23 protein-coding genes, 1 tRNA gene and 2 pseudogenes are annotated in these 21,109 nt (G+C 73.3%); 17 read left to right on the top strand and 9 right to left on the bottom strand.

Translation table 11 applies throughout. From position 1 onward, the window contains the following. Positions 1–2: 2 nt before the first annotated feature. On the bottom strand, positions 3–551 hold the full coding sequence (locus GA0115242_RS04345) for a hypothetical protein (protein WP_093824694.1): 549 nt from the start codon (positions 549–551) through the stop codon (positions 3–5). Between the two features lie 126 nt (positions 552–677). On the opposite strand from GA0115242_RS04345, the gene GA0115242_RS04340 reads away from it, so the two are divergent. Further along, on the top strand, positions 678–1,583 hold the full coding sequence (locus tag GA0115242_RS04340; RefSeq protein WP_093824691.1) for a phosphorothioated DNA-binding restriction endonuclease: 906 nt from the start codon (positions 678–680) through the stop codon (positions 1,581–1,583). A 34-nt stretch (positions 1,584–1,617) separates the two neighbouring features. Here the strand turns inward: GA0115242_RS04340 and GA0115242_RS04335 are convergent, their stop codons facing one another. The 6 genes and pseudogenes from GA0115242_RS04335 to GA0115242_RS04310 form a co-directional block, all read right to left on the bottom strand. Further along, positions 1,618–2,502 (bottom strand): carbohydrate ABC transporter permease, encoded by an 885-nt coding sequence (locus GA0115242_RS04335; RefSeq protein WP_093824688.1) that lies wholly within the window; start codon positions 2,500–2,502, stop codon positions 1,618–1,620. Beyond that, positions 2,499–3,476 (bottom strand): carbohydrate ABC transporter permease, encoded by a 978-nt coding sequence (locus tag GA0115242_RS04330; protein WP_093824685.1) that lies wholly within the window; start codon positions 3,474–3,476, stop codon positions 2,499–2,501. Before GA0115242_RS04330 ends, GA0115242_RS04335 begins: the two co-directional genes overlap by 4 nt. Continuing rightward, positions 3,473–4,795, bottom strand: a complete 1,323-nt coding sequence (locus tag GA0115242_RS04325; protein WP_093824683.1) for an ABC transporter substrate-binding protein — start codon at positions 4,793–4,795, stop codon at positions 3,473–3,475. The genes GA0115242_RS04330 and GA0115242_RS04325 overlap by 4 nt, the downstream gene beginning before the upstream one ends. 178 nt (positions 4,796–4,973) lie before the next feature. Beyond that, positions 4,974–6,730, bottom strand: a pseudogene (locus GA0115242_RS04320) (copper resistance protein CopC). A gap of 269 nt (positions 6,731–6,999) precedes the next feature. Then, positions 7,000–7,608: a GNAT family N-acetyltransferase gene (locus GA0115242_RS04315; protein WP_093824681.1), complete on the bottom strand. Its 609-nt coding sequence runs from the start codon at positions 7,606–7,608 to the stop codon at positions 7,000–7,002. Continuing rightward, entirely contained in the window at positions 7,601–9,676 is a 2,076-nt protein-coding gene (locus GA0115242_RS04310; RefSeq protein ID WP_093824679.1) for a penicillin acylase family protein, read from the bottom strand. The genes GA0115242_RS04315 and GA0115242_RS04310 overlap by 8 nt, the downstream gene beginning before the upstream one ends. A 78-nt stretch (positions 9,677–9,754) precedes the next feature. Between GA0115242_RS04310 and GA0115242_RS04305 the strand changes: the two genes are divergently transcribed. The 5 genes from GA0115242_RS04305 to GA0115242_RS04285 all read left to right on the top strand — a co-directional run bounded on the left by GA0115242_RS04305 (position 9,755) and on the right by GA0115242_RS04285 (position 12,639). Beyond that, positions 9,755–10,465: a siderophore-interacting protein gene (locus GA0115242_RS04305; protein ID WP_093824677.1), complete on the top strand. Its 711-nt coding sequence runs from the start codon at positions 9,755–9,757 to the stop codon at positions 10,463–10,465. Positions 10,466–10,489: 24 nt separating this feature from the next. Beyond that, on the top strand, positions 10,490–11,197 hold the full coding sequence (locus GA0115242_RS04300) for an HhH-GPD-type base excision DNA repair protein (protein ID WP_093824675.1): 708 nt from the start codon (positions 10,490–10,492) through the stop codon (positions 11,195–11,197). Between the two features lie 79 nt (positions 11,198–11,276). Then, a complete protein-coding gene (locus tag GA0115242_RS04295; RefSeq protein ID WP_093824673.1) occupies positions 11,277–11,930 on the top strand; it encodes an HdeD family acid-resistance protein in 654 nt (217 codons plus the stop codon). 72 nt (positions 11,931–12,002) lie between these two features. Continuing rightward, entirely contained in the window at positions 12,003–12,308 is a 306-nt protein-coding gene (locus GA0115242_RS40240) for a hypothetical protein (RefSeq protein ID WP_093824670.1), read from the top strand. A gap of 58 nt (positions 12,309–12,366) precedes the next feature. Continuing rightward, positions 12,367–12,639, top strand: a complete 273-nt coding sequence (locus tag GA0115242_RS04285) for a hypothetical protein (RefSeq protein WP_093824668.1) — start codon at positions 12,367–12,369, stop codon at positions 12,637–12,639. Positions 12,640–12,762: 123 nt separating this feature from the next. Here GA0115242_RS04285 and GA0115242_RS04280 read toward each other — a convergent pair whose 3' ends face one another. Continuing rightward, positions 12,763–14,343, bottom strand: coding sequence for a helicase HerA-like domain-containing protein (locus GA0115242_RS04280; protein WP_093824666.1), 1,581 nt, complete (start codon positions 14,341–14,343; stop codon positions 12,763–12,765). A 105-nt stretch (positions 14,344–14,448) separates the two neighbouring features. Between GA0115242_RS04280 and GA0115242_RS04275 the strand changes: the two genes are divergently transcribed. Beyond that, positions 14,449–14,745: a type II toxin-antitoxin system VapB family antitoxin gene (locus GA0115242_RS04275; protein WP_003999914.1), complete on the top strand. Its 297-nt coding sequence runs from the start codon at positions 14,449–14,451 to the stop codon at positions 14,743–14,745. A gap of 97 nt (positions 14,746–14,842) precedes the next feature. Then, complete coding sequence (locus GA0115242_RS04270; protein WP_237548795.1) at positions 14,843–15,496, top strand: LytR C-terminal domain-containing protein; 654 nt, start codon at positions 14,843–14,845, stop codon at positions 15,494–15,496. 18 nt (positions 15,497–15,514) lie between these two features. On the opposite strand, the gene upp is transcribed toward GA0115242_RS04270, so the two are convergent. After that, entirely contained in the window at positions 15,515–16,150 is a 636-nt protein-coding gene (upp, locus tag GA0115242_RS04265; protein WP_093824750.1) for a uracil phosphoribosyltransferase, read from the bottom strand. A gap of 104 nt (positions 16,151–16,254) precedes the next feature. Between upp and GA0115242_RS04260 the strand changes: the two genes are divergently transcribed. The 9 genes and pseudogenes from GA0115242_RS04260 to GA0115242_RS04220 all read left to right on the top strand — a co-directional run. Then, positions 16,255–16,485 carry a hypothetical protein gene (locus GA0115242_RS04260; RefSeq protein ID WP_093824748.1) on the top strand — a complete coding sequence of 77 codons (231 nt, stop codon included), beginning with the start codon at positions 16,255–16,257 and terminating at the stop codon, positions 16,483–16,485. 291 nt (positions 16,486–16,776) lie between these two features. Beyond that, positions 16,777–17,292, top strand: coding sequence for a tRNA adenosine deaminase-associated protein (locus GA0115242_RS04255; protein ID WP_093824662.1), 516 nt, complete (start codon positions 16,777–16,779; stop codon positions 17,290–17,292). Positions 17,293–17,350: 58 nt separating this feature from the next. Continuing rightward, positions 17,351–17,776: a tRNA adenosine(34) deaminase TadA gene (gene tadA / locus GA0115242_RS04250; protein WP_093824660.1), complete on the top strand. Its 426-nt coding sequence runs from the start codon at positions 17,351–17,353 to the stop codon at positions 17,774–17,776. Between the two features lie 45 nt (positions 17,777–17,821). Then, a tRNA-Ser gene (locus GA0115242_RS04245) sits at positions 17,822–17,909 on the top strand. A gap of 171 nt (positions 17,910–18,080) precedes the next feature. Beyond that, entirely contained in the window at positions 18,081–18,260 is a 180-nt protein-coding gene (locus tag GA0115242_RS04240; protein ID WP_093824658.1) for a hypothetical protein, read from the top strand. Next, positions 18,257–18,559 (top strand): Dabb family protein, encoded by a 303-nt coding sequence (locus GA0115242_RS04235; RefSeq protein WP_093824656.1) that lies wholly within the window; start codon positions 18,257–18,259, stop codon positions 18,557–18,559. The genes GA0115242_RS04240 and GA0115242_RS04235 overlap by 4 nt, the downstream gene beginning before the upstream one ends. A 131-nt stretch (positions 18,560–18,690) precedes the next feature. Continuing rightward, positions 18,691–19,554, top strand: coding sequence for an RNA polymerase sigma factor SigF (locus tag GA0115242_RS04230; RefSeq protein ID WP_093824654.1), 864 nt, complete (start codon positions 18,691–18,693; stop codon positions 19,552–19,554). Positions 19,555–19,799: 245 nt separating this feature from the next. Then, positions 19,800–20,690, top strand: coding sequence for an RNA polymerase sigma factor SigF (locus GA0115242_RS04225; protein ID WP_093824652.1), 891 nt, complete (start codon positions 19,800–19,802; stop codon positions 20,688–20,690). Positions 20,691–20,815: 125 nt separating this feature from the next. Beyond that, positions 20,816–21,109: pseudogene (locus tag GA0115242_RS04220) on the top strand (hypothetical protein); the annotation flags it as partial.

Raw genomic sequence — 21,109 nt, 5'->3', positions numbered from 1 at the left:
GCTCAGACCGCGCGGTCCGCGGCGACCGCGACGCGGGGTCCGTCACCGGCGGCCCGCCGCTGCTCCCGGGTGGCCATCCGGCCGCGGACGAATATGGTGGCCAGCCTGGTCACCACCTCGGTGAGCGCCATCAGCACGAACGCCGCCACCCACGCGTCGCCCGTGGTGATCTGGTGCTCCAGGCTGAAGCGGGCCACGTCGTCGGCGCCGCCGTGGTCGACCCAGAGCTGGAAGCCCATCCGCGCGCCCATGCCCAGCACCCACAGGATCGCGGAGACCGCGCCCGCCTTGATGTACAGCTCCGTGCCGACCTGGCGGACGCGGGTGTAGACGCCGCCCGCGATGCCGAGGGCCGCGCCGACGGCGACGAGCGTGCCGATCAGCACCAGGTCGTTGCCCGCCGTGGGCACGCTGTCGAGGTAGGTGTGCGCGACGAAGGCCACGATCCCCAGCGGGATCAGGTACGACTTGGCGTCGAGGCGGCCCTCCCGCAGTTGCCGGAAGACGACGAGGAGGAGGGCGATGTCGGTGATCCAGTCGGTCGTTGTCATGCTGCAAGCCTGCTGGCGAAGGCCGTTTCGCGCCTGGACCCACGGGTGGAACTACGGGTGGAGCCCGGTGCGCCCGCTCCTCCACCCCGGCGGCGGGCGGCACCCCCCTCGCTACACTCCCCCGGCATGGACTGGGTCGACCGCGCCGCGCGGCTGCGGCAGTGGAGCAGGGACGGTGTCCGCGCCCCGCACAAGCCGCTGCTGTTCCTGTACGCGCTCGGACGCCATCAACGCGACCCGGACGGCTCGGAGTTGCCGTACACCGCCGTCGAGGACGACCTGAAGCGGCTGCTGGCCGAGTACGGGCCCGTGCGGGCCACCTCGCCCGCCTACCCGTTCCACCATCTCGTCGGCGACGGCGTCTGGGAGGTGCGCACCGACCGGGGTCCCGGCAGTCCCGGCACCCGGGTGGGCGAGCTGCGCGCCACCCGTGCCGTGGGGCGGCTGGCGCCCGGGTTGCGGGACGCGCTGCGGCGGGACCCCGCGCTGCTCGGACGGATCGCGCGGACGCTCCTGGACTCCCACTTCCCGCCCTCCCTGCACGCCGACCTCTGCGCCGCCGTCGGGCTGGAACCCGGCGAGGTGGCGGCGGTCCCGGCCCCCGGCGGACCCCGGCGCCGCGGCACCCGGATGCGGGAGGCGGTGCTGACCGCCTACGAGTACCGGTGCGCGTTCTGCGGCTACGACGGCATGATCGGCGCCCTGCCCGTCGGGCTGGAGGCCGCGCACGTGCGCTGGTGGGCGTACGGCGGTCCGGACGACGTCGACAACGGGCTGTGTCTGTGCTCGCTGCACCACAAGCTCCTCGACCAGGGCGTCCTGGGGATCGGGGACGGGCACCGGATCCTGGTGTCGCAGCGGTTCGTGGGGCGCGGGAGGGCCGCCCGTGAGCAGGTCCTCGCCCTCGCCGGCCGGCCGCTGCTCGGTCCGCAGCCCGGCGCCGCGCCCGTCGCGGAGCCGCACCTCCGCTGGCACGCGGGCCAGGTGTTCCAGGGCGCCGCCCGCCCCGCCCCCGGCCCGCCAGCCTCCTGACACCCTCGCCTCCTGAGGCCCTCGCCCCGGCTCCTCACCCCCTCCCCGACCCCAGCGTCAGGCCGCTCACGAACTGGCGTTGGAGGGCGAAGTAGACGGCCAGGGTCGGGATCGCCGTCAGGAGGGCGCCCGCCGCCACCAGGTTGGGGTCCGTGAAGTACTGGCCCGAGAGGTTGTTCAGGGCCGAGGTGACCGGCATGTTGTCGCCGGTGGAGATCAGGACGATCGCCCAGAAGAAGTCGTTGTAGATCCAGATCGAGAGCAGCGTGGCCAGCGCCGCCATGGCCGGGCGGCAGAGCGGGAGCGTGATCTGGGCGTACAGGCGCCACACGGAGGCGCCGTCGACGAGCGCCGCCTCGGTCAGTTCGTGCGGGAGCGAGCGCATGGAGGCGCTCAGCACGAAGACGCAGAAGCCCGACTGGAACGCGACGTGGATGAGGACCAGGCCGAGCGCCGAGTCGTACAGCTTGCCGCTCGCCGTGATGCCGGGCAGGTCGACCAGCAGGTAGAGGCGGTACAGGGGCGTGATGATCACCTGCTGCGGGAGCAGGTTCCCGGCCGTGAAGACCAGCAGCAGCGAGAGGTTGACGCGGGCGTCGAAGCGGGCCACGTGGAAGGCCACCATCGAGGAGAGGAAGAGGGTGAGCAGGACCGCCGGGACCGCGACGACCAGCGTGTTGACGACGTAGTGCGCCATGTCCGACTGCTCGAACGCCTGGGTGAAGTTGCCGGTGGAGAGCCGGTCGGGCCAGGAGACGTACCCCTTCTCGCTGGTCTCCGCGTAGGGGCGCAGCGCGGCGAGCAGCGCCCACAGGAGCGGGGCGAGCCAGGCCAGGGAGGTGACGACGAGGAAGGTGTGCAGCAGGACGCGGGCCGGGCGGACGGGGGCGCGGCGGGCGGGCCGGTCGGCGGCGGTCATCCGCGTCGCTCCGTGCGGAAGGTCGCGACCAGGTACGGGATGATCACGGCCAGCGAGATCAGCAGCAGGACGACGGCGATCGCGGAGCCGTAGCCGATGCGGCTGGACTCGCCGATGATGTTGTCGGTGACCAGGATCGACAGCAACTCCGTTCCGTGGGCGCCCTTGTTGAAGACGAAGACCAGGTCGAAGGCGCGCAGCGACTCGATGACGGTGACGACCAGGACGACGGTGTTGGTGGGGCGCAGGGCGGGCAGGACGACGTGCCTGAAGGTCTGCCACTCGTCGGCGCCGTCGAGCGCGGCCGCCTCGCGCAGGGCCGGGTCGACGCTCTTGAGGCCGGCCAGGTACAGGATCATCATGTAGCCGGTGTGCCGCCAGGACGCGGCGACGAGGATCGCCCAGAGGTTGAGGTCGGGGTCGCCGATCCAGTCGATGTAGTGGCCGGGCCTGTTGGCGCCGACGAGGCTGTTGATCAGGCCGGTGTCCGGGTTGTAGACGAGCTGCCAGACGAACCCGATGACCGCCAGGGAGACGACGACGGGCAGGAAGAACGCGGTCTGGTAGACGCGGCTGAAGCGGACGCGCTTGTCGAGCTGGAGGGCGAGGAAGAGGCCGAAGGGCGTCGGCAGCAGGATCAGCACGGCGAACCAGACGACGTTGTGCTCGACGGCGGGCCAGAACTGCGGGTTGGTGGTGAACAGTTCGCGGAAGTTGCGCAGGCCGACCCAGTGGATGGTGTCGAAGCCGATGCCGTCCCAGGTGGTGAAGGCGAGCGCGACGGAGGCGAGCGCGGTCAGCCACACCAGGGCGACGTGCAGGAGGGCGGGCACGCCCGCCATCAGGGCGAGGGTGATCCGGTCGCGGCGGGTGAGGAGGCGGCGGTGGCCGGTCGGCCCGGCGGGCGGGGCGCCCGGCGGGGGCGCGGTGGGCGCGGCCCGCGGGGGCTCGTCGGTCTCGGTGGGGGCGCTCACGACGCGAAGATCGTCTTCTTCTGCCGTTCGATGGACGTGAGCAGGCTGTCGACGCCCTTGGGGTCGCGGACGAACGTCTGCAGCGCGGGCTGCATCACCGTCGAGGTGAAGTCGGGCCGGCTGTCGCGGTCCATGAACTGGGTGAGGCTCCGGGCGCCGCTGATCATGTCGAACGCCTTCTTCTGGAGGGCGGTGTACGACGCCGTGGAGGCCGTGCTCGCGGCGGCGACCACGCTGGAGTCGGATCTGAGGTAGATCTCCTCGGCCCGCGGGGTGCCGAGGAACTCCAGGAGGCGGACCGCGCCCGCGTGGTTCTTCGGCTTGCGGCTGAGCATGAAGCCGTCGGTGGGCGCCTCCACCGTCTCCTGCCCGAACTCGGGGCTGATCGCGGGGAAGGGGAAGAAGTCGAGGTCGGCCAGGTCGGCCGGGTCGGTGAACTGCTGGCCCACGAAGGAGCCCAGCAGGTACATGCCCGCCTTCCCGGCGACCAGCGCCTGGGCCGCGTCCTGCCAGGTGCGGCCGACGGCGCCGTCCTGGTGGTGGGGGAGGATCTCGGTCCACAGGTCGAAGACCTTGCGCACCCGGGCGTCGGTCCAGGACGCCCTGCCCGCCATCAGGTCCACGTGGAAGTCGTAGCCGTTGGTGCGGAAGTCGAGCTGGTCGAAGGTGCCGAGCGCGGGCCAGGCGTCCTTGTCGCCGAAGGCGATCGGGACGAGGCCGTCCTTCCTCATCCGCTTGCACAGGGCCACGAAGGCGTCCCAGGTGGCGGGCACCTCGTAGCCGTGCCGCTCGAAGACGCTCCCGCGGTGGAAGACCGCCCAGGGGTAGGTGTCCAGCGGGACGAAGTAGTACGTGCCGTCCTCGCCCTTGCTGAGCCTCTTCATGGCGTCCGGGAAGTTGCCGCCGATCTTCGCCCAGACGTCGTCGAGCGGGGTGGCGAGCCCCTTCGCGGCGAAGAACTGCATGCGGTACCCGGCGAACCAGGTGAACACGTCGTCCGGGGTGCCCTGGAGGTAGGAGTTGATCTGCTCCTGGAAGGTGTTGTGGTCCTTGGTGTTCACGTCGACCGTGATCCCGGACTTCTTCCTGAAGGCCGCGTAGATCTCGGCGTAGGCCGCCTTCGGGACGGCGTCCGAGCCGTTGGAGCCGAGGGTGACGGTCCTGGGGTCACCGGCGCCGGCGCCGCCGCCGCAGGCGTTCAGCAGGGGGACGCCGGTCCCGGCGAGGAGTGCGCCGGCACCGGCCCGGCGCAGCACGCGGCGGCGGCTCGGCGGGAGGGAGTGTTGCGATGGTTGCCCCGTGGGGGAGAGGTCGCGCATGAACGGCTCCTGTGAGCAGGGTTCGGCCATGGAAACGCCACATCGAAACAATCGAAATCGACCAGAAAACAACCTGACCGGACATCGTGGCCGTAATGACAGCGGCATGTCAGGTCGGGGGTCAAGGGTCGCCGTCGAGCTTTTGGGGGAACTGTGACCGTCCGGCCGCGCGGCGCCGCTATCCCGTGATGCGCACCGGCGCGCTGACGGTCACCTGGTCCAGGTCGGAGACGCGGACGGTGACCTTCATCGTCCAGGTGCCGGCGAGCGGGACCGTGAGGCCGGTGGCGGTCCAGTAGCCGCCGGTGTCCCGGATCCTGGCGTCGAGGGGGCCGATGTCCTGGGCGGGCAGGGTGAGCGCGAGGCGGAGTTCGGGGACGGCGGAGAGGCCGCCGTCGGGTCCGTAGACGACCGCCTGCACGCCGTTGGCGCCGACCCGGCCCGGGTCCAGGGTGATCTGCACCTTGCCCGTGCCGCCGGGGATGCCGGCGTCGAACGGGATCGTCGTCACGGACGCGGCGGGCAGCCCGCCCGCGGTCGCGGGGCCCTCCGCCGCCGCCTCGGCCGCCGCCCGGCCCGGCAGCGTCCCGCTGAGCACCGTGCTGATCACCAGCACCACGACCCCGACGGCGACCTCGGCGAGCACCGAGCGGCGCAGGACCCGGCGGAGCGGCGGGCCGGGGGCGTCCACCGGGTCGCCGGGGGTCCGGGGGCGCCGGAGGTCGCGATGTCCTCGGAGGTCTCGGGGTCGCCGGGGGTCCGGAGGTCCCCGGGGGGTGCCGCCGCCAGCCGGGCGGTCCAGCGGCGGGAGAGGGCGGCGGCCGCCAGGAGCAGGACGACGGCGGCCAGTTTGGCGGTGAGCAGCAGGCCGTAGGTGGTGCCGGTGAGGGCGTCCCAGGAGCCGAGGCCGCGCCAGGACTGGTAGACGCCGGTGACGACGAGGACGGCCACCGAGGCGAAGGCGATCCGGGAGAACCGGGTGACGGTGGCCGGGTCCGGGTCGGCGCCGCGGCGGAGGGTGAGCAGCAGGGCGCCGAGACCGCCGAGCCAGACCGCCATGGCCAGCAGGTGCAGCACCGCCGACCCGACGGCCACCGGCACCTGGATGCCCGCCGAGGCGTGTTCGGCCGCCGCCCAGGTGAGGGCGAGGCCGACGGCGAGGGCGCCGCCCGCCGCGCGGGCCGGGCGGGAGAGGCGGGCGCGGTCGGGCAGCCCGCGGAGCCAGAGGGCGGCCACCAGCAGCAGGGCGACGCGGGCCAGCAGGGCGATGCCGGGGCGGCCGGTGAGGGTGCGGGCGAAGGCGGTGGCGTCGAGGGCGGCCGCGGGTCCGGCGCCCGTCTCGTAGGGGGCGCGCAGCACCAGCAGGAGCAGGGTGGCGCCCAGCAGCGTCCACCAGCCGATCCGCAGCGGGGCGCGCAGGGGGGCGCGGTCGGCCGGGCGGCACAGGGCGATGAAGGCGGCGGTGCCGATGAGCAGGGCCGCCGCCAGGTAGGCCAGGTAGCGGCCCATGTTGTGCAGGCTCGCGGTGGCCGGGTCCTCGGTGGGGCCCGCGGTGGTGACGGCCAGGGTCGGGGACGCCTTGCCGACGGAGAAGGTGAACGCGCCGGAGACGGGGTGGCTGTCGGCCGACACCACCCGCCAGACGACCACGTAGGTGCCCTGCGGGAGGCCGGCGGGCAGGGCGACCCGGGCGGTGGCGGCGCCGCCGGGTCCGTGTCCGGGGGCGCCCGTGTCCACGCGCCGGTTCTGCGGGTCCAGGATCCGGAAGGAGTCGTCGAGCAGGGCGACGGACTCGGTGAAGGTCAGGGTGAGCTGCCGGGGGGCGGTGGGGACGACGGCTCCGTCGCCGGGGTCGGTGGCGCGCAGGGCGGCGTGGGCGGACGCGGTGCCCGCCCCGCCGAGGACGAGCAGGACCAGCACGGACGCCAGCAGCACCAGCCCCTGAAGCCGTCGTCGGGGACGGGGGGAGCGGGGGAGCCCGGGGCGGGCCCGGGTGCCGGTGAGCCGCCCGGCGCCGCCCCGCTGCCGTCGCCGTTGCCGCGCTCCGCCGCGTGTCCCGTCACCGTCACACCCCACGTCACTCTCCGTCGTACGACGCTCCGCCTCGGGCAGAGGTACGGGCGGCGGGGGCACAACGCTCACCGTGCCGGGGGGCGCGGTCGCGGGGACGGGCGTGCCGGGTCTCGGCTGCGGGCGGCCGGTGCTCATCCGGGGAAGGCTACCGCCCGTTCCAGGAACGCCAGTTGGGCCCTCTTCTCGGGCAGGTGGACGTCCGGGAGGTCGATCTCGGGCAGGACGACGGTCTCGCCGGGGGTGAAGCCCTGCCGCAGGAACCGGGCGATCGCCCGCTCGTTGCGGACGTCCGGGTCGACGACCACCCGGGTGCGGTCCAGCGTGCCCAGCACGTACCCGGCGACGACCCCGAGCAGCGCGGCCGACCAGCCGGGCCGGGCGCCGTCCGGGCCCGCGGGCGCCAGGAGCAGGTGGACGCCGATGTCGCCGGGGAGCACCAGGTAGCAGTCGCCGACCCGGTCGGCGGCGGGTTCGTAGGTCTGCAGGAGCGCGGCGGGCGTGCCGTCCTTGACGACCAGGTGGGCGTGGTGGGTGTCGAGGGTGGCCAAGTGGGCGTACACCTCGGCGACTTGGCGGACCGTGTGACCGTTCATGCCCCAGAACGCGGCGCGTTCCTCGCGCACCCAGGAGTGGACGACGGGCGCGTCGGCCTCGGGGTCGAGGTCGAGCACGCGGACGGTGCCGAAGCCGTCGACCGCCCGCTGGTGCAGGGTGGCGCGGTGGGCGTAGGGGTCAGACATCGTCGGTCTCCCGGGTGAGCTGGTCGAAGTCGGTGATGACGGGGGCGAGTCGGCCGGTGTGCCAGAGCGCGAGCTGGTCGCGGTGGTGCGGTGAGCCGGGGACGCCGCAGGCCCCGAACGGGACCACCCAGCGGCTGTCGTCGCGGCGGGCCAGGTCCCAGACGTACCGGGCCGAGGGGCCGCGTCCGCTGAGGTCGGTGAGGCCGGGGACGGAGGAGGTGGCCAGCACGCAGTCGTGGTCCCCGGAGAGCCCGGGTTCGTCGTACGCGGTGGTGGTCAGGGCCCGCCAGGGGGCGAGCCGGTGGGTGTCGCCCCAGGTGCCCGCGGGCGGCCGGGCGGCGACCTCCTCGACGGCGGCGCGGACCACGGCGTCCCGGTCGATGCCGTACAACTCCTCGGCGCGCAGCAGGTGTTCGAGGGCGAAGGCGACGCGGGGCACGAAGGCGAGCCAGGGGTGGAAGACGTCGGGGTAGGCGGGCGGCACGGCGAGCGCGGCGAACTCCGGTCGGGCGGCGAGGAGTCGGACGACGGCGCCGCGCACGGCCGCGTACCGGGCGGCGTCGGCGCTGTCGGCGTCCATGTGGCGGTCCCAGCGCAGCAGCCGGTCGCGGAGGCCTGCGGCGCCGGGGGTCAGGCCGTCGAGCGCGGCGAGGCGGTCGAGGAGCGGTCCCGCGGAGGCGAGCCGGGTGTCGAGGTGGATGGCGGGGATGTCGGCGGGCGCCCACCGCTCCCGCCGGGCGAGCAGGGCGGCGATGCGGTCGGCGCGGTGCGGCGGGGCGAACTCGACGCCGAGCGGGGTGGCGGGGCCGCGCTGGTTGGCCATGACGGCGACGCCGTCGGTGAGCCGGGCGCGGGGCGCCGGGTGCCAGCCGCGCCACTCGTGCCCGGGTTCCCAGGCGGGCACGAGGCGCACGCCGTTGGCGGCGGCGCGCACCGGCACCCGCCCGGCGACCCGGTGCAGCGTGCCGCCCTCGGTGTCGGCGGCCTGCACCACGTTGACCGGCTCGGCCCAGCCGTCGAGGGCCCGGTCGACGTCGGCGACCCGGCGGGCCCGCAGCAGCGGCAGCAGCGCGCCGAAACCGAGGTCGTGGGTGACGCGGGGCGGGTAGCGGAGGCTGACGGCGAGCGGCCGGGCGTCCGGCACGCCCGCGTCGAGCCCCTCGGGGCCGCCGATGACCACCGGTCCGCGGCCGGTCTCGACGACCTCGACCTCGACGGGTTCCTCGCCCGCCACCTCGACGGTCTCGGTGTGCCGGGCGGCCCGGTGCCATCTGCCGTCCGGGCCCAGGGCCTCGACCCCGGCGCCGGTGCGGCGCAGCCGTTCCCGGTAGAGGTCGTGGTAGTCGGCCATGGCGTTGGTGATGGCCCAGGCGACGGTGCCGGTGTGGCCGAAGTGGGCGATGCCGGGGACGCCGGGGACGGCGAGGCCGACGACGTCGAACTCCGGGCAGGACAGGTGGATCTGCTGGTAGACGCCGGGGTCCTCGATGAAGCGGTGCGGGTCGCCCGCGATGACCGCGTGCCCGGTGGTGGTGCGGGCGCCGGCGACCAGCCAGCCGTTGCTGCCGGAGGTGCCGGGTCCGTCGGTGGCGAAGAGGCCGACGGCGTCGTCGCCGAGGTGCCGGACGGCCTCCTCGCGCCACAGCTTGGCCGGGAACCCGGCGAACAGGATGTGGACGGCGAGCCAGACGCCGAGCGGGGTCCAGGGCTCCCAGCGGCCGGGGGCGAGGCCGGTGGCGGTGAACTCGGGCCCGCCGGTGAGCCCTTCGTTGACGCCGTCGACGTAGGCCCTGACCCAGTCCGCGGTCTCCGGGTCGGCGGCGGCCAGCGCGTCGAAGCAGCGTCGCGCGGTGTCGTCGAGGCGGGCGCGGCGGGCCAGGACGTCCCAGGAGACGGCGTCGGGGCCGAGGAAGGCGGCCGAGGTGCCCTGGGCCCGGTGGCGTTCGACCTCCAGTTGCCAGGAGCGGTCCCGGGCGGTCACCCGGCCCTGGGCGCGGGCCAGTTCGAGGACGCCGCCGGCGCGCAGATGCGGGATGCCCCACGCATCGCGGTAGATCTCGGTGCCCACCCTGGGACCCTCCTGACTTTTAGGTTAGCCTTACCTAAGTAATCGGTGGAGGAATCGTACGCGAGGGGTGGAGACGGCATGGCGCAGGGGCGGGGCTGGGAGGGCACGGTCCTCCGGCTGATGCGGGCGAAGGACTTCACCCTCACGGTCACCGGGGTCGAGGACGTCACCCCGGAGTACCGGAGGCTGCGCCTGGACGACGGCGGGCTGCTCGCCGCGACCGGCGTCCACCCGACGATGTGGGTCAGGCTCTGGTTCGACAACGCGGGCAGGCCGCACCAGCGGGCCTACACCCTGGTCGACCCGGACCCCGCCACCGGCACCTTCTCCTTCGAGTTCGCCCTGCACGAGGGCGCCGCCAGCGACTGGGCCCGCGCCGCGGCCCCCGGTGACACGATCGAGGCCACCGTCCAGGGCACCGGCTTCGAGCCGCCCGAGCCCGCGCCGGGCCGCGTCCTCGCGATCGGCGACCCCGCGTCGCTGCCCGCGATCAACTCCCTGCTCGGCGCGTTCGCCACCGCCCCGGCCACCGTCTGGTTCGAGGGCGGCGGCGAGGGCCTGCCCTTCCGCGCCGGACCAGGCCGCCACGAGGTGCGCCGGGTGGCCCGCGGCGACCTCGTCGCACGGGTCCGCGCCGAACTCCCCGAGGCGCTCGCCGCCGACCCGGCGCCGTACGTGTGGATCGCCTGCGACACCCGCACCACCCGGACCCTGTCCGCCTACGTCCGCAAGGAACTGGGCGTCGCCAGGGAGCGCACGCACGCGCTGGGGTACTGGCGCGCGGGCTGACGCCGGGCGCGCGATCATCGAGGCATGGACGTCACCCTTCACCTCGCCCAGGACCCCGACGCGGACGCGCTCCTCGGGCGGTCCCCGCTCGCCGCGCTGACCGGCATGCTGCTCGACCAGCAGGTGCCGATGGAGTGGGCGTTCAGGGGACCGCGCACCATCGCGGACCGGCTGGCGGCCGCCGACCTCGACGCGCACGACATCGCCGTCCAGGACCCGGACGCCTTCGCCGCGCTGCTGGCCGAGAAGCCCGCCGTGCACCGCTACCCCGGCTCGATGGCGGGACGTGTCCAGCAGCTGTGCCAGTACCTCGTCGAGCACTACGACGGCAACGCCGAGCTGGTCTGGAAGGGCGTCGACGACGGCGCCGAACTGCTGCGCCGCCTCCAGGAACTGCCCGGCTTCGGCCGGCAGAAGGCGCAGATCTTCCTGGCCCTGCTCGGCAAGCAGCTCGGGGTGCGCCCGCGGGGCTGGCGGGAGGCGGCGGGCGCCTACGGCGAGCCGGACTCCTTCCGCTCGGTGGCCGACATCACCGGACCTGATTCGCTGGCCCGGGTCAGGGCCCACAAGCAGGAGATGAAGGCGGCGGCGAAGGCCGAGAAAGCCGAGAAGGCGAAGAAGGCCGAGAAAGCGGCGACGACCGGGAAGTCCGGGACGGCGGCGAAGTCCACCGGGTCCGCCAGGTCGGCGAAGTCCACCGGGTCAGCGAAGTCCGCGAAGTCAGGCGGGTAGCCGCCGGGGCGCGGCGGGCGGGTCAGCCGGGTGGCCGTCAGCGGTGGCGGGACGGGCGCGCGGGTTCAGAGCATGGACCATGACGCAGCCATCGCACGGCTCCTGGAGCCAGGACCACCGCGACCACCCCGCCGGCGGCACCTCCCCCTACGGGCACGACGAGCCGCCCTTCGAAGGCCCCCTGCACGCCCTGTCCCGGGCCGCCTGGCAGGTCGTCCTGCTGACCGGCGTCGCCTCGCTCGTCCTCGGCGTGCTGGTGCTGGTCTGGCCGGGCGCCTCCCTGCGCGCCGCCGGTGTCCTGTTCGGCCTCTACCTGGTGATCAGCGGCGTCTTCCAGCTCGTCGCCGCGTTCGGCACGCACCGCAGGACGGCGCTGCGCGTGCTGGCCTTCGTCAGCGGCACGGTGTCCGTCCTGCTGGGCCTGTTCTGCTTCCGCGGCCCGATGCAGTCGATCCTGCTGCTCGCCCTGTGGATCGGCATCGGCTGGCTGATCCGGGGCGTCACCCAGACCCTGGCCGCCGCCTCCGACCGGACCATGCCCGCCCGCGGCTGGCAGATCTTCCTCGGGATCGTGACGTTCGTGGCGGGTGTGGTGCTGATCGACTCACCGTTCGAGTCGGTCGCCGTCCTCACCCTCGTCGGAGGCATCTGGCTGGTCGCGGTCGGCGTCGTCGAGATCGTCACCGCGCTCCGCATCCGGGGCCGGGCCCAGCACATTCCAGCCACTGTGTGACAAATAGTCATTGCGGGCGAATTCCACGGCCAAAGTGATGAAACCCCTACTCCGGGTGGGGAAATAGGACCCGTGAGCATCGCGCGACGTCTCCCCCGCCGGCAGTGGCTGCGGACCTTCGTCCTGCTGCTCGCCCTGCTCGTGCCGACCGAGGCGTACACGGCTCCGGCCCTGACCTCGTCCATGGAGGCCGAGTACGGCGTCACGGAAGCGGCGGCCCGGCCCGCGGCGCACCCCGCCCAGCGGATCGCCTCCCCGCCCCGCCCCGCTCCCCTGCCCGCCCCGGCCCCGGACGCGGCGGCCCACCGGCCGCCGCCAGGACCGGCCGCTCCCGCGCCCGCCCCGCGCATCCTGCGCTCCGTGGTCCTGCGCTGCTGACAGACCCCGCTCCCGCCCGGTCCCTCAGCACCTCGCACGAATCACGAGGAACACCGTCATGCCCACAGACCCGTACGCGGTCCTGCGCGCCCTGCTGCGCGCCGAGGCCGTCCGCAGCAGGGAACCCGAACACGAGCCGAAACCCCGGAAGAAGGCGGCCCAGCGGGCCCCGCAGGCTCAGCAGAGCCAGCACACCCGGCAGGTCCCGCACACCGAGCAGAGCCAGCGCGCCCAGCGACCCCCGCAGGCCCCCCAGGCCCCGCAGACCTCTCAGGTCCCCCAGGTCCCCCAGGTCCCGCGCGAGCCGGACCCGCTGACCAGGACCCGCTGAGCCCGATCCGCCGGACGGACCCGCCGCTCCCCGCGGAGGGCGGTCCCGACGGCGGCGGGGGCGCCGGACCCGCCGGGGCCCGGCGCCCCCGCCCGACGCGTCACGGGCGGGCGGTCGCCGTCCTCACCTGCGGCGCCTGGCCGTCCCGAAGAGGGAGCGGGTGATCTCGCGGCCCACCTGGGTGCCGATCGAACGGGCCAGCGACGCGAACATCCCGCTGCCGACGACCTGTTCGACCACCGAGGGCTCCCTCTTCCCCTTGTCCGCCGGTGCCGTCGCCGGCGTCCCGGGCGCCGCCTCACGGGCCGCCGTCAGCTTCTCGTAGGCCGACTCGCGGTCCACGGCCCGCGCGTACCGCGCGTACCCGGGGGACGCCTCGACCGCCCGGTCCAGGGCCGCGGCGCCGACCGGGCCCATCAGCGACTCGGGCGCCCGCAGCCGGGTGGCCGCCACCGGCGTCGGCGCGCCCCGCTCGTCGAGCACGGTGACGACGGCCTCGCCGGTGCCGAGCGAGGTCAGCAGCTCCTCCAGGTCGTACGCGGAGTCCGGGAACGTCCGCACCGTCTCCCTGAGCGCCTTGCGGTCGTCCGGGGTGAAGGCGCGCAGCGCGTGCTGGACCCGGTTGCCGAGCTGGCCGAGGACGTCGGGCGGCACGTCCTTCGGGCTCTGCGTGACGAAGAAGACGCCGACACCTTTCGAGCGAATGAGCCGCACGGTCCGGGTGATCGCGTCGAGGAACGCGGCGGAGGCGCCGTCGAAGAGGAGGTGCGCCTCGTCGAAGAAGAACACCAGCTTCGGCCGCTGCACGTCCCCGACCTCGGGCAGGTCGTGGAAGAGGTCGGCGAGCAGCCACATCAGGAACGTCGAGAACAGCGCGGGCCGGTCCTGGACGGCGGACAGTTCGAGGACGGAGACCAGGCCGCGTCCGTCGGGCGCGGTGGCCAGCAGCTCGCCCGAGTCGAACTCCGGCTCCCCGAAGAACGCGGCCGCCCCCTGCGCCTCGAACGCGGTCAGGGACCGCAGGATCACCCCCGCGGTCGCCGTGGACAGGCCGCCGATCTCCTTCAGTTCGGGCCGCCCCTCGTCCGAGGTGAGGAAGGCGACGACGGCCCGCAGGTCCTTGAGGTCGAGGAGTTCGAGGCCCTTGGTGTCGGCGTAGTGGAAGATCAGCGCGAGGGACTGCTCCTGGGTCCGGTTGAGCTGGAGCACCTTCGCCAGCAGCACCGGCCCGAAGCTGGTGACGGTGGCCCGCACCGGGACGCCGGAGCCCGCGCCGCCGAGCGCGTAGAACGCGGCCGGGAACCCGGTCGCCGTCCACGGCCGTCCGCCCACCTCCGCGGACCGCGCGCGCACCGCGTCGCCCGGCTCGCCCGGTGCGGAGATCCCCGACAGGTCGCCCTTGACGTCCGCGAGGAAGACCGGCACGCCCACCGCCGAGAGCTGCTCGGCGATCAGCTGGAGCGTCTTGGTCTTGCCGGTGCCGGTGGCGCCCGCGACCAGGCCGTGCCGGGTCAGCGCGGCCAGCGGGACGCGGACCGGCGCCCCCGGCAGGCACCGGCCGTCCCACAGCAGCGCGCCCAGGTCGAGCGCGGGCCCGGTGGAGGCGTAGCCGCGGGCGATCGCGGCGGCCTCCGGCGGGAGCCCTGGAGCGCTCTCCGCGGGGCCGGGGGCGGCGGCCGCGGCCGCGCTCTCGCTGTCGCTCATGTCGGACCCCTGTTCCCGGTTTGCCCTGGTTGGAGACGTCTTTTCCAGCCTCGCACTCCGCCGCCATGGCTGCGCCCGGAACGTCTGGGCCGGTAGGCTTTCCGTGTGATCTTCAAGCGCATCGGAAACGGCCGGCCGTACCCCGACCACGGCCGGGAGAGCACCCGGCAGTGGGCGGACGTCGCGCCACGCCCGGTCCGCCTCGATCAGCTCGTGACGACCAAGGGGCAGCTCGACCTGGAGACCCTCCTCGCCGAGGACTCGACGTTCTACGGCGACCTGTTCGCGCACGTCGTGAAGTGGCAGGGCGACCTCTACCTGGAGGACGGACTGCACCGGGCGGTGCGCGCCGCGCTCCAGCAGCGGCAGGTGCTGCACGCCCGCGTGCTGGAACTGGACTGAGCCGTTCCGCCCACCGGTTGCCCCTTTCGGGTTCTCCTGTGGGCCGACCGATGATCATCTAGTAGGAATCACCGCCGGGTCGCACTACGCTGCGTTCATGAGCATGCTGACTCCCCCGGGTATGGGCGGCAAGTACCGGATCAGCGGGGACGTGTACCCGCGGATGCGGCAGCGCCGGCGGCGCGGCAGGCTCGCGGTCCTGGTGGTCGCCTCGGTCGCCGCGCTCGGCCTGGTCGGCTGGGGAACCCTGCAGCTCGTCGACGTCTTCACCGGCGGCGGGAAGGCCTCCGCGGCCAACTCGGCGGCCGGCTGCCCGTCCCCGAAGGCGAGCGCCTCGCAGGCCGCCGCGCGCAAGGGCCCGCTGCCCGTGCCCGGCGAGATCACCGTCAACGTGCTCAACGCGACGCCCCGCAGCGGCCTCGCCAAGGAGACCGCCGACGAGCTGAAGAAGCGCGGCTTCAAGATCGGCGAGGTGGGCAACGCCACCAAGGAGTACGACAAGAAGGTCCCCGGCAGCGGCCTGCTGCTCGGCCCCAAGGCCGCCCTGGACAGCGCGCTGCCCGTGCTCGGCACCCAGCTCGGCGACGCCGAGCGGCGCACCGACGCGGCCCGCAAGGGCACCGACGTCGACCTGATCCTCGGCACCGGCTTCACGTCGCTGACGGCGAAGGCGGCCGCCGACAAGGCGCTGGCCGAACTGGCCGCGCCGGAGCCGACGCCCGCCGCGTCGTCGAAGAAGAAGACCTGCTGAGCGGTCGTACCGCTCGCGCTACTCGGCCGCCCCGTAGAGGCGGTCGCCCGCGTCACCGAGGCCCGGCACGATGTAGCCGAGGTCGTTGAGGTGGTCGTCGACGGCGGCCGTCACGACCGTCACCGGGCTCCCGGCCAGCTCGCGCTCCATGATCTCGACGCCCTCGGGGGCGGCCAGCAGCACCACCGCGGTGACGTCGTCGGCGCCGCGCCGCATCAGCTCCTGGATGGCCGCGACCAGCGTGCCGCCGGTGGCCAGCATCGGGTCGAGGACGTAGACCTGGCGGCCGGAGAGGTCCTCGGGCATGCGGGTGGCGTACGTGGAGGCCTGGAGGGTCTCCTCGTTGCGGATCATGCCGAGGAAGCCCACCTCGGCCGTCGGCAGCAGCCGGACCATGCCGTCCAGCATGCCGAGCCCCGCCCGCAGGATCGGCACCACCAGGGGGCGCGGGTAGGAGAGCTTGACGCCCGTCGTCGAGGCGACCGGCGTCGTGATGTCGACCTGTTCGGTGCGGACGTCACGGGTGGCCTCGTAGGCGAGCAGGGTGACCAGCTCGTCGGCGAGACGGCGGAAGGTCGCGGAGTCGGTGCGCTGGTCGCGCAGCGTGGTGAGCTTGTGGGCGACCAGTGGGTGGTCGACGACGTGGAGACGCATGTCCACAACAGTAACCGGGCCCCCGGGCCCGTTCACCCTGGCATCAAACCGCCCGTCCGGGGGAAGGTGGACGGACGGACTGGGGTGATGAGCCGATGCCTGACCTGCCTGACCGCGATACCGACCGGGACCTGTCGTCGCCGCTGACGTCGCCGCTGACTCCCCCCGGGCGTGAGGTCTCCGCCCAGGAGAGCGAGTCGGAGCGCCGGCGGCGCCGCGCCCGATTCCTGCGCGACCTCGCCGAGGCCCGCGAACTGCGCGACCGGGTCCAGCCGCGCCGCGCCAAGGTGGCCAGGCTGCGCCACGCGATGCGCATGCGGACGTTCCGCTGGTAGCGCCCCCGCGGCCAAAAGATCCCCGCTGCCAAGGGCGTTGACCGGGTGGCCGTGCGTGGGCGCGCGGGAAAGCCGCGTACGATCCGCTCGTGGCGGCAACGAGTGCGCTGGTGAGGTCTTTACCGGCGCCCGGTCGAAACAGCCGGACACAGGGAGCGGAAGACGTCCCCTGGACGCCTCGTTTCTGCCACGATTCCGAGTGGGTGGGGCTCGGAGCACAGCTCTCCCCGCCCGTAACCTCCGCCGGGAGGACCCCCAACCGGCACGCCTCAGACCAGTGGGAGAGTCACGGTGTACTTCGCCGCACTGCTCGCGCGCACCGAAGACGGGTGGGAAGCGAGCGACACGGAGCTCGACGATGTGGAGACCCTGGCCGACCTGGCCGATCTGGCCCGGGAGTCCGCCGGTGAAGACGACGACACCGTCCTCGTCTTCATCGAGCAGGAGGAGTCCTGGTTCGGCATCGTCCGGGTGGACGGTGAGGAGGACCCGCGCGTCTATGTCTCGAACGCCGCCGCAGCAGCCCGCAGCTCGTACGGTGAGCTGCTGCTCACCGACGAACTGCTCGGCAAGGACGGTTCCATCGACCTCGACGACCTCGACCTCGACGGCACCGAGGACGGCGAGCCGGACGACGACGGGGACGACGACTCCGTCGACTCCGTGCCGTCGGGCCCGGTGGGCGACGTCTCGATCCTCGCGGACCTCGGGGTCGGCGAGAAGGAGCTGAGCGCCCTCGACGACGACGCGCTCGGCGACATCGCCGAGGCCCTGGGCGCCTCGGAGGTACTGGAGACCGTCCGCTGACCCCGCCCCCGACCCCTACCCGCTCCCCGACCCGGTCCGCGACCCGTGGCGGGCCGCGATGCGGCTCGCCCTGGCCGAGGCCGGGCAGGCCGGTGACGACGTGCCCGTCGGCGCCGTCGTCCTCGCCCCGGACGCCGTCACGGTGCTCGGGGCGGGGCACAACGAGCGCGAGGCGACCGGCGATCCCACGGCCCACGCGGAGGTCCTGGCGCTCCGCAGGGCCGCCGCGCGGACCGGCGACTGGCGGCTGTCCGGCTGCACCCTCGTGGTCACCCTGGAACCCTGCACGATGTGCGCGGGGGCGCTCGTGCAGTCCCGGGTGGACCGCGTGGTCTACGGCGCCCGCGACGAGAAGGCGGGCGCGGCCGGTTCGCTCTGGGACGTCGTCCGCGACCGCCGCCTCAACCACCGTCCCGAAGTGGTCGAGGGCGTCCTCGCGGAGGACTGCGCCCGGCTGCTGACGGCGTTCTTCCGCACTCCCTGACCACCGATTTCGGAGCACGGCCCCCGGTGTTGTAAGGTCTCTCTCGGTAGCGTGTCCGAGCGGCCGAAGGAGCTCGCCTCGAAAGCGAGTGTGGCGTAACCCGTCACCGAGGGTTCAAATCCCTCCGCTACCGCTTCAGAAGGGCCCCGTCGCAAGACGGGGCCCTTCGCGCGTTCACCGCCGGGGCGCCGAACACCGTTCTTCCACAGGTGGTTGACCTCTCCGGCGGCCCCGGAGGTTACACTCGCCGCCGACCTGATCCACAGGGCAGGCACCAGGCGCAGCAGTCACAGGGGAGGCCGCGGTGGCGGTGAACATCAAGAAGATCGCCGTCTACGTGATCGTGGTCTTCGTCTTCTACGTGATCATCACGGACCCGAAGGGGGCCGCGGGGTACGTCCAGATAGGCTTCGAGGGCATATCGGACGCCGCGAAGGCCATCGGCGACTTCATGACCTGGGCCGCCAACGGAGGGAACTCATGATCCGCCACCTGGTGCTGTTCAAGCTCGACGAGGGCGTGCGGCGGGACGACCCGAGGGTCGTCGAGGGCGTCGAGGCCTTCCGCTCGCTGGAGGGCACGATCCCGGAGATCCGGTTCTGGGAGCTGGGCTGGAACATCAGCGACCGCCCCATCGCCCACGACTTCGCCATCAACTCCGGCTTCGACGATCCCGAGGCGCTGCACCGCTATCTGGTCCACCCGGAGCACCAGGCCGGGGTCGCCCTGTGGAAGGAGTTCTCCACCTGGGTGATCGCGGACTACGCCTACGAGGCCCGCTGAGCCTGCCCCCCGCCGGGCCCTCCGCCGTACGGCGGGGGGCCTTTTTGTGCTTTATGTCCCAACTGACCCTCAACACGGTGTTATGGGGTGCTTGCACACAGTGCACATGTCTTGTGATGCTATGACCGCTTTTGACGGATGAGTTGACCGAAGAAGAGGTGGCGTTGACCGTGTCGGCCAGTACAGCGCCTCCGCAGGAGGTCCAGGAAGTCACGGAGACCCCGCAGCGCAGCCGCGGCGCCGACACCCGGGCGCTCACCCAGGTGCTCTTCGCCGAACTCAAGGACCTCCTCCCGGGCACGCCGGAGCACAACCGGGTGCGCGCGGCGCTCATCGAGGCGAACCTCCCGCTCGTGCGCTACGCGGCGGCCCGCTTCCGCTCGCGCAACGAGCCGATGGAGGACGTGATCCAGGTCGGCACGATCGGGCTCATCAACGCGATCGACCGCTTCGACCCCGAGCGGGGCGTGCAGTTCCCGACCTTCGCGATGCCGACGGTCGTCGGCGAGATCAAGCGGTACTTCCGCGACAACGTCCGCACCGTCCACGTCCCGCGCCGGCTGCACGAGCTGTGGGTGCAGGTCAACGGCGCGACCGAGGACCTGACCACGGCCTTCGGACGGACCCCGACCACCGCCGAGATCGCCGAGCGGCTGCGCATCGGCGAGGACGAGGTGCTCTCCTGCATCGAGGCCGGGCGCTCGTACCACGCGACCTCCCTGGAGGCCGCGCAGGAGGGCGACGGGCTGCCGGGGCTGCTCGACCGGCTCGGCTACGAGGACCCGGCCCTGGACGGCGTGGAACACCGCGACCTGGTCCGCCACCTCCTGGTCCAGCTCCCCGAGCGGGAGCAGCGCATCCTGCTGCTGCGGTACTACAGCAACCTCACCCAGTCGCAGATCAGCGCCGAACTCGGCGTCTCCCAGATGCACGTGTCCCGGCTACTGGCGCGTAGCTTCCAGCGGCTGCGATCCGCAAACAGGATCGAGGCGTAACCGCCACGAGCGAATCGCTCACCAGGGCGGTTGCGCGTGTTTTCGGCCCGAATCACCGTCAGACCCCCTTCTTCCAGGGCCTTTTCGCGTTTCACATGTCGACATGTCACTACAGCGTGTTGCCGACATGTGACATTCTGCCGGAGACGCGTTTGCCGTGGCCCCGGCTCCGGTATTCAGGTGAAGGCTGGCGTTCCTCGTCCGGAGCGTTCGTCACGACCGTCCCGCGACCCAAAGGGGGTGGCATGTCCGCAGACCAGGGCAGCTCGAAGGTGCTCACGCTCACGAAGAGCGAGTCCGCGCCCGACGCCGCGATCGACGATGTACAGGTGCTGGAGGCCCCCGCGGCCCCGGCGCCTCCCACGGCCTCGGAAGCCATCGACACCCGCACCCTGTCCCGCTCCCTGTTCCTGCGGCTCGCCGCGCTCGCCGAGGACAGCCCCGAGCGCGCCTACGTCCGGGACACCCTGATCGAGCTGAACCTCCCGCTCGTGCGCTACGCGGCGGCCCGCTTCCGCTCGCGCAACGAGCCGATGGAGGACATCGTCCAGGTCGGCACCATCGGCCTGATCAAGGCGATCGACCGCTTCGACTGCGAACGCGGCGTGGAGTTCCCCACGTTCGCGATGCCGACGGTGGTCGGCGAGATCAAGCGGTTCTTCCGCGACACCTCCTGGTCGGTGCGGGTCCCGCGCCGCCTGCAGGAGCTGCGCCTGGCCCTCACCAAGGCCAGCGACGAGCTGTCGCAGAAGCTGGACCGCTCGCCGACCGTCGCCGAACTCGCCCATGTGCTCGGGGTGTCCGAGGAGGACGTCGTCGACGGCCTCGCGGTCGGCAACGCCTACACGGCCTCCTCGCTCGACTCCCCGGCCCCGGAGGACGACGGCGGCGAGGGCTCCCTCGCGGACCGCCTCGGCTACGAGGACACCGCCCTGGAGGGCGTCGAGTACCGCGAGTCGCTCAAGCCGCTGCTGGCCAAGCTGCCGCCCCGGGAGCGCCGGATCATCATGCTGCGCTTCTTCGCCAACATGACCCAGTCGCAGATCGGCGAGGAGGTCGGCATCTCCCAGATGCACGTCTCGCGCCTGCTCACCCGCACCCTCTCGCAACTGCGCGAGGGCCTCATCTCCGACTGAGCCGGGCCGACCCGGCAGCGGTGACGGCCGGACGGTCCGACCGTCCGGCTCTCCTCGCGCGAACCGCCGGGGGTGAAGTGCGCCGCGGGGTTCCTCTTTGACGGAGCGTCAGTCACCATGGCGCGATGCTTCGAACCGACTCCGGGACGCGTGACACCTGGGCCCGCGGCCACCGGGGCGCCCTGATCACGGCGGCGGCGGCCGTCCTGTCGCTGGGCGGGGCGCTGGCGGCCTGCGGCGGCGGGGACGGGCGGGACGCCTATCTCGCTCCGGGCGGGGCGGCGCCTGACGTCTCCGCGGCGCCCGCGCGGCCGACGGCGGGGGTGGCGCTCGTCCCGCTGGACGGCCCCTCCGGCTCCGCCACCACGCCTGCGGCGGGCGGGAGTTCGGGACCGCCTGCGCCACCTGGGGCCACCCCT

This window comes from Streptomyces sp. SolWspMP-5a-2 (assembly GCF_900091845.1).
GTDB lineage: Bacteria > Actinomycetota > Actinomycetes > Streptomycetales > Streptomycetaceae > Streptomyces > Streptomyces doudnae.
Note: the sequence above shows the minus strand (reverse complement) of the source record. Positions and strands in the feature narration are given on the sequence as shown.

Coding starts and splice junctions, on each gene's coding strand:
- GA0115242_RS04345 (WP_093824694.1), bottom strand. CDS start 551: ATGACAACGACCGACTGGATCACCGACATCGCCCTCCTCCTCGTCGTC.
- GA0115242_RS04340 (WP_093824691.1), top strand. CDS start 678: ATGGACTGGGTCGACCGCGCCGCGCGGCTGCGGCAGTGGAGCAGGGAC.
- GA0115242_RS04335 (WP_093824688.1), bottom strand. CDS start 2,502: ATGACCGCCGCCGACCGGCCCGCCCGCCGCGCCCCCGTCCGCCCGGCC.
- GA0115242_RS04325 (WP_093824683.1), bottom strand. CDS start 4,795: ATGCGCGACCTCTCCCCCACGGGGCAACCATCGCAACACTCCCTCCCG.
- GA0115242_RS04315 (WP_093824681.1), bottom strand. CDS start 7,608: ATGTCTGACCCCTACGCCCACCGCGCCACCCTGCACCAGCGGGCGGTC.
- GA0115242_RS04305 (WP_093824677.1), top strand. CDS start 9,755: ATGGCGCAGGGGCGGGGCTGGGAGGGCACGGTCCTCCGGCTGATGCGG.
- GA0115242_RS04300 (WP_093824675.1), top strand. CDS start 10,490: ATGGACGTCACCCTTCACCTCGCCCAGGACCCCGACGCGGACGCGCTC.
- GA0115242_RS04295 (WP_093824673.1), top strand. CDS start 11,277: ATGACGCAGCCATCGCACGGCTCCTGGAGCCAGGACCACCGCGACCAC.
- GA0115242_RS04285 (WP_093824668.1), top strand. CDS start 12,367: ATGCCCACAGACCCGTACGCGGTCCTGCGCGCCCTGCTGCGCGCCGAG.
- GA0115242_RS04280 (WP_093824666.1), bottom strand. CDS start 14,343: ATGAGCGACAGCGAGAGCGCGGCCGCGGCCGCCGCCCCCGGCCCCGCG.
- GA0115242_RS04270 (WP_237548795.1), top strand. CDS start 14,843: ATGAGCATGCTGACTCCCCCGGGTATGGGCGGCAAGTACCGGATCAGC.
- upp (WP_093824750.1), bottom strand. CDS start 16,150: ATGCGTCTCCACGTCGTCGACCACCCACTGGTCGCCCACAAGCTCACC.
- tadA (WP_093824660.1), top strand. CDS start 17,351: ATGCGGCTCGCCCTGGCCGAGGCCGGGCAGGCCGGTGACGACGTGCCC.
- GA0115242_RS04235 (WP_093824656.1), top strand. CDS start 18,257: ATGATCCGCCACCTGGTGCTGTTCAAGCTCGACGAGGGCGTGCGGCGG.
- GA0115242_RS04225 (WP_093824652.1), top strand. CDS start 19,800: ATGTCCGCAGACCAGGGCAGCTCGAAGGTGCTCACGCTCACGAAGAGC.